Origin of the sequence: Shewanella sp. 5_MG-2023, assembly GCF_030547465.1 — a bacterium.
Lineage (GTDB): Bacteria > Pseudomonadota > Gammaproteobacteria > Enterobacterales > Shewanellaceae > Shewanella.
Genome location: NZ_JAUORC010000092.1, coordinates 1 through 684, shown reverse-complemented (window position 1 = coordinate 684; position 684 = coordinate 1). Strand labels below are relative to the sequence as shown.

1 protein-coding gene is annotated in these 684 nt (G+C 46.3%); it reads left to right on the top strand.

Going from position 1 to position 684, the window contains the following annotated elements:
- Positions 1-684: VCBS domain-containing protein (locus Q4557_RS19820; protein WP_303415059.1), on the top strand; the 684-nt coding region annotated here is incomplete at both ends.

Sequence of the window (684 nt, the reverse complement as noted above, 5' to 3'; positions counted from 1 at the left end):
TCATAGCGTTGATGGCACTGAGCAAAAAATCACTGTGACCATTAACGGCACGGATGATAAAGCGGTGATTGCGGGTATCTCAACCGCCAGCTTAACTGAAGATAAAGACGTTCACGGTGGGCAACTTCGCGTTGACGGCGCCCTCACTGTTACTGATGTGGATAATGGTCAAAATCAATTCCAAGCCACCTCACTACAAGGTCAATTCGGCACTCTATCAATCAATGAGTTAGGTCACTGGACTTACACCGCTGATAACTCACAGACAGCCATTCAAGGCCTTAAAACAGGTGAGTCAGTTACTGACACCTTAATCGTTCACAGTGTTGATGGCACTGAACAAAAAATCACTGTCACCATCAATGGTACTGACGACAAAGCGGTGATTGCGGGTACTTCAACAGCACAGTTAACCGAAGATAAAGACGTTCACGGTGGACAACTCCGCGTCGATGGTGCACTCACTGTTACTGATGTTGATGCGGGACAAAATCAATTCCAAGCCACCTCACTACAAGGTCAGTTTGGTACTCTATCAATCAATGAGTTAGGTCACTGGACCTACACCGCTGATAACTCGCAGCCGAACATTCAAGGCCTGAAAACAGGCGAATCATTAACGGATACTCTCATAGTTCATTCAGTCGATGGCACTGAGCAGAAAGTCACTGTCACCATTAATGG